The organism is Algoriphagus sp. UBA3586, assembly GCF_002376385.1.
Lineage (GTDB): Bacteria > Bacteroidota > Bacteroidia > Cytophagales > Cyclobacteriaceae > Algoriphagus > Algoriphagus ornithinivorans.
Map to the genome: position 1 here is coordinate 61,976 of NZ_DFMT01000033.1, position 9,303 is coordinate 71,278.

At 39.0% G+C, this 9,303-nt stretch carries 8 protein-coding genes; 3 read left to right on the forward strand and 5 right to left on the reverse strand.

Going from position 1 to position 9,303, the window contains the following annotated elements; genetic code table 11:
• Positions 1 to 116: 116 nt before the first annotated feature.
• The 4 genes from B2906_RS12565 to B2906_RS12580 form a co-directional block, all read right to left on the reverse strand.
• Complete coding sequence (locus tag B2906_RS12565) at positions 117 to 923, reverse strand: DUF2490 domain-containing protein (protein WP_286939926.1); 807 nt, start codon at positions 921 to 923, stop codon at positions 117 to 119.
• Entirely contained in the window at positions 923 to 1,495 is a 573-nt protein-coding gene (locus tag B2906_RS12570) for a hypothetical protein (RefSeq protein ID WP_286939927.1), read from the reverse strand. Before B2906_RS12570 ends, B2906_RS12565 begins: the two co-directional genes overlap by 1 nt.
• Positions 1,496 to 1,570: 75 nt before the next feature.
• The gene (locus tag B2906_RS12575) at positions 1,571 to 3,832 is read right to left on the reverse strand and encodes an aconitate hydratase (protein ID WP_091649782.1); all 2,262 of its coding nucleotides are present in this window, start codon (positions 3,830 to 3,832) and stop codon (positions 1,571 to 1,573) included.
• A gap of 139 nt (positions 3,833 to 3,971) precedes the next feature.
• Positions 3,972 to 5,279: a TIGR00366 family protein gene (locus B2906_RS12580; RefSeq protein ID WP_286939928.1), complete on the reverse strand. Its 1,308-nt coding sequence runs from the start codon at positions 5,277 to 5,279 to the stop codon at positions 3,972 to 3,974.
• A 100-nt stretch (positions 5,280 to 5,379) separates the two neighbouring features.
• On the opposite strand from B2906_RS12580, the gene B2906_RS12585 reads away from it, so the two are divergent.
• On the forward strand, positions 5,380 to 6,828 hold the full coding sequence (locus B2906_RS12585) for a histidine kinase N-terminal 7TM domain-containing protein (RefSeq protein WP_219959163.1): 1,449 nt from the start codon (positions 5,380 to 5,382) through the stop codon (positions 6,826 to 6,828).
• Positions 6,829 to 6,834: 6 nt separating this feature from the next.
• Positions 6,835 to 7,137: a sensor histidine kinase gene (locus B2906_RS12590; protein ID WP_219959164.1), complete on the forward strand. Its 303-nt coding sequence runs from the start codon at positions 6,835 to 6,837 to the stop codon at positions 7,135 to 7,137.
• On the opposite strand, the gene B2906_RS12595 is transcribed toward B2906_RS12590, so the two are convergent.
• A complete protein-coding gene (locus tag B2906_RS12595; protein WP_339816482.1) occupies positions 7,134 to 8,156 on the reverse strand; it encodes an acyl-CoA reductase in 1,023 nt (340 codons plus the stop codon). The genes B2906_RS12590 and B2906_RS12595 overlap by 4 nt on opposite strands.
• Before the next feature lie 122 nt (positions 8,157 to 8,278).
• Here B2906_RS12595 and B2906_RS12600 point away from each other — a divergent pair, with 122 nt between their 5' ends.
• Positions 8,279 to 8,626: a 4Fe-4S binding protein gene (locus tag B2906_RS12600; RefSeq protein WP_091649774.1), complete on the forward strand. Its 348-nt coding sequence runs from the start codon at positions 8,279 to 8,281 to the stop codon at positions 8,624 to 8,626.
• The last annotated feature ends 677 nt before the right edge of the window (positions 8,627 to 9,303 follow it).

A 9,303-nucleotide genomic window follows, 5' to 3' on the forward strand; every position in this document is an offset into this window, starting at 1 on the left:
GAATTGAAGTCCTACTTTTTTATTCCTAGAATCATCCAATTCATATTCATAGGGTAAACATACAGCAATTTGTATTTCATAGCAAGCATTTTACTTTTCAAACCCAAAAAAATGTTTTAAAAATTATAGAAATAGCCAATTTTTGCCCATAAGCGGGTTCTGAAGCCTTCTTGGAAAAATCCATCTGTTCTATAATCGATACTATATTCAAGTTTTTGCTCTTCATTGATCAATTTTCCTAAGGTAAACACTAGTCTATTTTCCAATTCAAACTCCCCATCCTGCAAACTGAAAATCGGTTCATTGGAGAGTACCAGATAATTTTCGCCCGGATCTAGGGTTTTTCCATCCAAAGGAATATCCAATGCCACTCTATATCTCAACCTCCACTCTAAAGACTCTCCTCGTGTAGTAGTTTGATCCGTCCGAATTCTGTGAGCTATTCTCAAAGATCTTAAACGCTGGAGAAAAGCCATCTGCTGAATAATCCTATTGGCATTTGCACCGTCCTGAATTCTATGAAAAGCACCGATAGCCAAATTGATCACAGGACTTGCTTGCCAACTATAAAAACCCATCAAATCAGTACGGTAATGTCTTACATCCCATTGCTCCCCTTCTCTAGCTGTGTTTCTAAAAAAGGTTTCCTGATTCTCAATCTTAAAATTGACCTTCTTCCCATTCGAAAGACTTTTGGTAACCGCAGCCTCCGGAAAGAATCCAAAGAAAAAAACTTGCTCCTGAGCAAATAGTTTTCCTAAAAACGAAAAAAACAAGAATAAAACGAGAATATACTTTTTGAGAAATAAATTCAAACTCAAACTTCCTCTTGCTATCTTCCTTTTAGAAAAATGGAAAGTCTTATTATTTACAAGTTCTAATTTGGAGACTCTAAAAACTGTCTCAATCACCTCTCCTTTCATCAAAAAATCAGGTTATCCATAATCCTAACTACTACTACCCGCTTGGAAATAAATTTCCCTTGAGCATCAAAGGTAGCCTCCCATATTTGCTCAACACCATCCTTTTCCTTGCCTATATATTCTATCTCATATCGCTCCAGAATATTCTCCACTTCATTCTCATCAAAAAAATCCTCCAAATCATCTGGGTCACCTGAATACTGCCTTTGGATTTTTATCAATTTGAAATCACTGTAGGTTTCCTCCCAGTAAGCAGTAAGGTTTTTTTGAACTTCTGGAAGAATTTCATCCAAAGGCATTTCAATTTCCACGTCCTGAATGATTCCTAAAGAGTCGAACTCCACACTGAAATACCTGCCGTCCTTAAAGAATTTGGCTTCAAAGGAATATCCTGACTCAAAAAACTCTTGATACCATTTAGGCTTTTTTATTTCTTCAAATGCATCATAAAGCCATTCAATTGCAGCTTTAGGAACTTCTTTTTCGTCAACTCTTTTTTCCCTTTCTATTTTCTCCTGTGAAAAACCTAGAACAGGAATCAGACAAACAAAGACTAAAATTAGCTTTCTCACATTATGCATGCTCTAAAAATAAAAAAAACCGTGGTCTTAATAACCACGGTTTCTATAATTAGGGTTGAAAGGAAATTATAAACCAGCTTTGATTAAGTTCAATGCAGATCCGGCCTTGAACCATTCAATCTGTCCTTCATTATAGGTATGGTTTACTTCAATTGTGTCTGAAGAACCATCTGCATGGTGTAAAACAACCTGAAGAGACTTTCCTGGAGCGAATGATTCCAATCCAAGAATATCGATAGAATCATCCTCCAATACTTTATCATAATCGGCAGCATTCGCAAAAGTCAAGGCCAACATACCTTGCTTTTTCAAGTTGGTTTCGTGAATTCTGGCGAAAGATTTCACCAAAATCGCTCTCACCCCCAAGAATCTTGGCTCCATTGCCGCATGCTCTCTGGATGAACCTTCACCGTAGTTTTCGTCTCCGACTACGACAGTTCCTATTCCATGCTGCTTATAATGTCTTTGGGTTGCTGGAACTTCTCCATATTCCCCAGTCAATTGATTTTTTACCTTGTTGGTAGAATCATTGAAAGCATTGACTGCACCGATCAACATGTTATTGGAGATATTGTCCAAGTGACCTCTGAATCTCAACCAAGGACCTGCCATGGAAATATGGTCAGTAGTACATTTTCCTTTTGCCTTAATCAAAAGCTTCAAGCCTTTCAGGTCTGTACCTTCCCAAGCTGGGAAAGATTCCAAAAGTTGCAATCTTTCTGAAGTTGGAGAAACAATCACATCTACTTTGGAACCATCTTCTGCAGGAGCTTGATAGCCCGCATCTTCTACCGCAAAGCCTTTGGTTGGTAATTCCAATCCTTTAGGCTCATCCAGTTTCACTGATTTTCCTTCTTCATTAACCAAAGTATCGGTCAGCGGATTGAAGGTCAAATCACCGGCAATTGCCAAGGCTGTTACGATTTCAGGAGAAGCCACAAATGCGTGAGTATTTGGATTTCCGTCAGCTCGCTTCGCAAAGTTTCTGTTGAAAGAAGTGATAATGGAGTTTTTCTCCTGCTTTTCAGCACCATGTCTTGCCCACTGTCCGATGCACGGACCACAAGCATTTGCTAAAACTACTCCTCCCATTTTTCCAAATGTATCCAAGAAACCATCTCTATCAACGGTGTATCTTACCTGCTCAGAGCCTGGTGTGATGGTGTATTCAGATTTGGCAACCAACTTCTTGTCCACAGCTTGCTGTGCCAATGAAGCAGCACGGGAAATATCTTCATAAGAAGAGTTGGTACAAGAACCGATCAAGCCAACCTCCAATTTTGCTGGCCAACCGTTTTCCTTAACTGCAGCTGCGAATTTAGAAATAGGCCAAGCCAAGTCCGGAGTGAATGGTCCGTTGACATGAGGCTCCAATTCAGAAAGGTTGATTTCAATCACCTGATCGAAGTACTGCTCAGGATTTGCATATACCTCATCATCTCCTGTTAAGTGAGCTGCAATGCCATTAGCCAACTCAGCGATATCAGCTCTGCCAGTTCCCTGAAGGTAAGCGGCAGACTTCTCATCATAACCGAAAATAGAGGTGGTAGCACCAATTTCAGCTCCCATGTTACAGATGGTTCCTTTACCAGTAGCAGAAAGAGATCTAGCACCTTCACCGAAATATTCTACAATTGCTCCGGTCCCTCCTTTTACAGTAAGAATACCTGCAACTTTCAAAATAACATCTTTGGCTGAAGTCCATCCAGACATTTTCCCGGTCAACTTCACACCGATCAGCTTTGGAAACTTCAGTTCCCAAGGCAAGCCTGCCATTACATCACAAGCATCAGCACCACCTACACCGATGGCAACCATTCCCAAACCACCTGCATTTGGAGTATGAGAATCTGTTCCAATCATCATTCCACCAGGAAAAGCATAATTCTCCAATACTACTTGGTGAATAATTCCAGCTCCCGGTTTCCAGAATCCAATTCCGTATTTATTGGAAACTGAAGCTAAAAAGTCGTAAACCTCTCGGTTTTTATCTTTTGCTTTATTCAAATCTTTTTCCGCACCAACTTCTGCCTGAATCAAGTGATCACAGTGAACAGTAGAAGGAACAGCCACCTGATCTCTTCCGGCTTGCATGAATTGCAAAAGTGCCATCTGAGCGGTAGCATCTTGCATGGCAACACGATCCGGCTTAAAATCCACGTAGGATTTTCCTCTTTCGTATGCCTGTGAAGGGGTACCCTCACTTAAGTGTGAATACAAAATCTTCTCTGTCAGGGTAAGTGGCCTACCAACTGCCTTACGGGCAGCAGCTATTCTTTCAGGATAGCGGGCATACACTTCCTTGATCATTTCAATATCAAAAGCCATTGTATTGGATTTAGGTGTGTAAAAGGTTCAAAATTTTCGGTGCAAATATAGGAACTTCAAGCTGAAAAAGATAACCAGACAAAACGTCAAAACAGGGGTTCATCCTTATTTAAAACCATTTTAGACTAGAGTAGCTTCTTTAGAAGAAAAAGTAGACAGAAAAGGCCAAAAAGAGCGTTCCCATCAAAAACAGCCAAGAGGTATACCTGAGTAAATCTCTGGCATTTAAACCGGTAATCGCCAAAAGCGGTAAGGCCCAAAATGGTTGCAAAAGATTACTGATTTGATCTCCGTAAGAAAATACCATGATTAATTTTCCGGAATCTAATCCCAAGGACTTACCAACCTCCATGATTACAGGTCCCTGTACTGCCCACTGACCTCCTCCAGATGGCACCAATAAATTCACAATCGCAGCAGAGAATAAAGTCAATACTGGAAAAAAGGACTGGCTGGTGGTTTCCAGAAAGAAAAGCGAAACAGATTCCAATAATCCAGAATATGTCACCAAACCCAAAATCCCCGCATAGAATGGAAACTGAATGAAAATATCTACCGAACTCTTGATTCCTTCCGTAGTTGCTTCAGTAAAACTTTGAAGATTTTTATACAGGAATAGTGTAATTCCAAAAAGGAGAAAATTCACCAAGTTTAAATTCAGAAAACCTAGTCCTAAAGCATCCAATTTTAAAAACTGTAAGCCAAAAACAAGAAGAATCAAAAGCCCTGTCCACCTAGCCAAATTCCCAATTTCACCTTGAGAAATTGGTCTAAGTGGATGGCTATAAGTGGGTTTATGATAGGGATAATCTTTGCGGGAAAGAAAAATCAAGGTCACTAAGAAAACCAAGATTAATCCGCCTGTCATTGTCACATTGAAACTGGTAAAAAGTGTTTCTGATACTGAAACAGTACCAATTTGATTGGCTAAAAAATGTCCTTCTTCAGCGACTTTTAAAGGTGCGGAAGCTGAAAGCCCTCCATGCCAAACTGCCATTCCCAAATACCCGGAAGCTCCTAATAATGCTGGATTGATTTTAATCCCTTTATCTTCCATGGCCAAATAAACAAACCTTGCCAATAATGCTCCAATGATCAATCCAAAGCCCCAGTTTAAAAGTCCCGCTACCATGGTGATAGAGGCAGTGAACAAGATTGCATAGAGAGGGCTGGAAGGGATCTTCGAAATCTTTCTCAAATAAGCATGGATAGGTTTAAAAATAGCTATGGCATAGCCAAAAACTAAAATCATCATCATCTGCATGGTGAAATCCAATAAACTGAAAAAGCCATCTTTCCAGAAATTCAGGGATTGTAAGATGCTATCCCCTGCTGATTGCCCCTCTCCTATCAAATTGAAAACAGCTATCAGGAAGCAGAAAAGGCTTAAGGCCAAAACAATGCTAAAAGGTGAAATAATTGAGGCTTGATTTTTTTCTGATTTCAAAGATTTTGAGTTTATTAGTTAGACCGGTAAAGTAGCATCTTTTGAGTACTCACCCAAAATTTAAAATACTGCTACCTCAATTCGCTGAATGCAAAAATAAATGGAATTTATCCACAACGCATTTTCAATCTCATTAATCATTTCCAGTCTTCTGGTAGGTGGGCTTTCAATATACATCGCTTTTAAACTAAGTGATTCAACCAGGTGGATGGCTCTGACCATGTTTTTAATGACTATCTGGGGATTTTTCTACGGATTAGAGCTGGCAAGCAACAGTTTGGATCAAATGATCAATCTAATTTATCTTGAATATATTGGCATATCGTTCATCCCTGCCTCCTGGATAGTATTTTCTTTGATTTATACCGGGTATAAAAAATGGTTGAGACCCCTAATTCTCATTCCGGTTTTTTTAATACCTGTTACCACATTTTTGATGGTATTGACCAATGGTCACCATCATCTACACTACAGCTCAGTCGGTATTTCTAATTCCGGCCCCTTTCCTTTGTTGGAATTGGAAGTTGGGCCTTGGTATTTAGTACATACCTTTTATTCGTATATTGCTTTTCTTTTGGGTACTTTAATCTTGTGGGGAAGATTTAAGAATGCTGACCCCCTTTATCAAACTCAAAGTATTTTTCTGATTGCCTCAGGTCTTTTTCCTGTCATTTTCAACCTTCTTTATCAAACAGGGGTAATCAAGCCATTTTCAGAAATAGACCTGACGCCATTTGCATTCCTTTTCACCTACATAATATTGGGGTTTGCCATCATCAGGTATCAACTTTTCAGCTTGAAACCAGTAGCCCAAAATCGGATTATGGAGTCCCTGACTGTGGGAGTATTGGTTTTTGACGGCAATGAAAAATTAATCGATTTCAATCCGGCTACTAAACAGTTTCACCTCGATCCAGGCAAAATAAAAATTGGCGTTGCTGCATCTTCTTTGTTTTACGACAATGAAGCTATTTATAACATCATCCGAAATGTAGAAGAAAAAATAATTTTGATCAATACAGTAAAAGATGGACAAGAGTTAAACTTACGGGTAAAATCAATCCCCATGCTAGATAAGACCTCAGGGTTTTACGGTGTAATTATACTTTTAGATGATCAGACCGATCAACTAAAAGTAAATAAACAGCTAAGGCAACAGGCGAATGATTTGATTCAGCTGAACGAGCTAAAAGACAAATTTTTCAGTATTATTTCCCATGATTTGAAAGGTCCTATTTTCGGTGTTAAGGAGTTAATCCATATGACCCAAAGTAATATTATCAGTAAGGAAGAATTTTACACTATGCTTCCTGAAGTTTCCAAAAATATGGAGCAAGTAGCCATTCTTTTGGAAAACTTATTGGCTTGGGCAAGCAGTCAGTTAAGAGGGGAACATATTCAAATCCAAAATTTTAATATCGTCACTTTACTTACGCAGCAGCAAAAATTATTGGATAGAATAGCCCGGGAGAAAAGAATTGAAATCATACTGGAAAGTGAAGAGATCATAGAAATTTTAGCAGACCGTAATATGATTGATTTGGTGTAGAGAAATTTGATCAACAATGCCGTAAAATTCTCCTCAGCCGGTGGCAAAATAAAACTGACCGCAAAAAGACTATCCAAAGAGGTCAAAGTCTGTATAAAAGATTCTGGAGTAGGTATTTCAAATGAAAACCTGAAAAAAATCAGAGAGGGAATTTCATTTACGACCAGAGGTCTGAATAATGAAAGCGGAACTGGCCTTGGTTTGGTTTTGGTGAGAGAATATGTTAAAAAGAACAATGGTAAACTTGAGGTAGATTCTATTTTAGGAGAAGGAACTACCTTCTGCCTTTATCTTCCTCTCAGCAATTAATCTTCCAAGTTTGTTAAAAACTCTAAGGTATCCACTCCATCTGCATAATCCCAAAGTTCTGGCATTTGAGCTTGGCCAAAAGGGACGCTTGCAATTCCATGATCAATATTCCCCACCACGCACTGGATTTTAGAACTGAGGCTATCTATTTTTCCAGTTAAAGCTTCCTTGGATGAATACAATTCATAATAGAGAACAGCTATTGGAGAAACGAGATCTTGGCTTTCCTTCAGGATCAAAAAACCATTATCCAAATGCGAATCTTGATTAACGAGGTAAATGGACTTGTTGTAATCGTAATTATTCAAGTATTTATAATGCTCTGCCTTTTCAGCGAAAATCTGAAGTTCTTTCAATAATTGCTGCAATTGCTCTTCATTTCTGATGAAAATTTTCGAGACATTTCTACATCCCAAACCATAATAGCTAAAAATATCTTTGCCTAAGTTGACTAAGTCATCCCGATTTTCATCCCCTTCCAAGATGGCTACCGAAGTTCTGTTTTGCCGAATAACTGATGGATATTTTCCGAAATAGTAGTTGAAATATCTGGCGGAATTATCTGAACCTGTAGCGATGTAGGCGTCTTTGTTCTTCAACATATCACTGAATTCAATCAGATTTTCGAATTCAGGTTCGAGTTGGATCAATTGCTGCAAAAGCCACTTCATAAGGACTTCATCTGCAGAACTTAATTTTGCACTGAGTTTATTTCCGGAAAGAAGAACCGACATGGCATCATGAAAACCAACCGCAGGAATATTACCGGCCATTAGGACTCCCACCTCTTTTGGAGATGAATAATGAGGGAATTCGTACTTGGAAACCCATTCTCGCAACTTGGACTCTTGTAGCATAAATGCCAACCCATTCAGCGCCTGCTGGCAACTTTCAGCAGTAAACCAGTTGTTTCGATTTTCTGCTCTTCTGAATAAATCTTCTTTTTGATTTGGTGCTAGGTTTGAAAGTAATGTTCCGAGAGAAGCAAAAGCCTTGATTCTTTTTTCCAATTCCATCATGCCTGCAAATTTACCAGAAACCCTTAGAACAAAATAAGAATTATTTTAAATTAGTTAGTATGACAACTTTTTATTGTGGGTCTGTGTTAAGCTTATTACTTTTGGAACAAATAGAGTGAATTATGGCAATAATGATAACAGACGAATGCATCAATTGCGGTGCATGCGAACCAGAATGTCCGAATACAGCAATCTACGAAGGTGGTGTAGAATGGACTTGGGGAGGCGGAACAAGCCTTAAAGAAGTAACATTAGAAGACGGAACAGTTGTAGATGCGAATGAAAAGCAGGAACCTGTTTCTGATGAATTTTATTACATCGTCACTGCAAAGTGTACGGAGTGTAATGGTTTTCACGAAGAGCCACAATGTGCTGCAGTATGTCCAGTGGACTGCTGCGTAGATGATCCAGATCATCGGGAAACAGAAGAAGAGCTACTTGCTAAAAAAGCAATGATGCATGGAGAATAAAAAAGGCGTATCAACGCCTTTTTTTGTTTTCTGACTGATTTTTGATCCTGAACTTCATTTCCCCTAATCCATTTTTTGAGAGATAATTTGGTTTAATACCTTTTTGATTGAATGGTTTATCTCGCTGAAGGCATTTCTTGAAAATTATCTTTTTCAATATCTCGCCGAAGGCGTATTTCAAACTATTTCTACAGTATTTCTTTATCTATTTCGCCGAAGGCATATTCCTAAGCTACTCGAGATTTGCAATCTCGAGTTCCTATCGAAGGATTTGTAATCCTTAAGAACCCTCCAAGGGTTTGCCAGAAAGTGGGAAAGGATATTATTTATATCTACTCCTCAACTCAAGAAATCCCTTGGAGGGTTGATTTAAGGTTTCCTCTCCGTCTTGCTGGCATTGAGTTACTCTTTCCAATTGAAAATTAAGGGCCAGCGCTGGGGATGGTCGGCAACTTTGATTCCAGGGGTTAAAACCCCTGGCTATATAATGTTACGCACCTTTGGTGCTTTTGCTATGGGTACGACTGGAGGTCTGTCTTGCTGAAGGCATGTCTTGTTTCTATCTTGAAAATATCTTTCTAGGCTGCTCGAGATCTGCGATGATGATCGGGAGCAATCTCGAGTTCCTATCGAAGGATTTGTAATCCTTAAGACCCCTCCAAGGGTTGGTCAAAAGA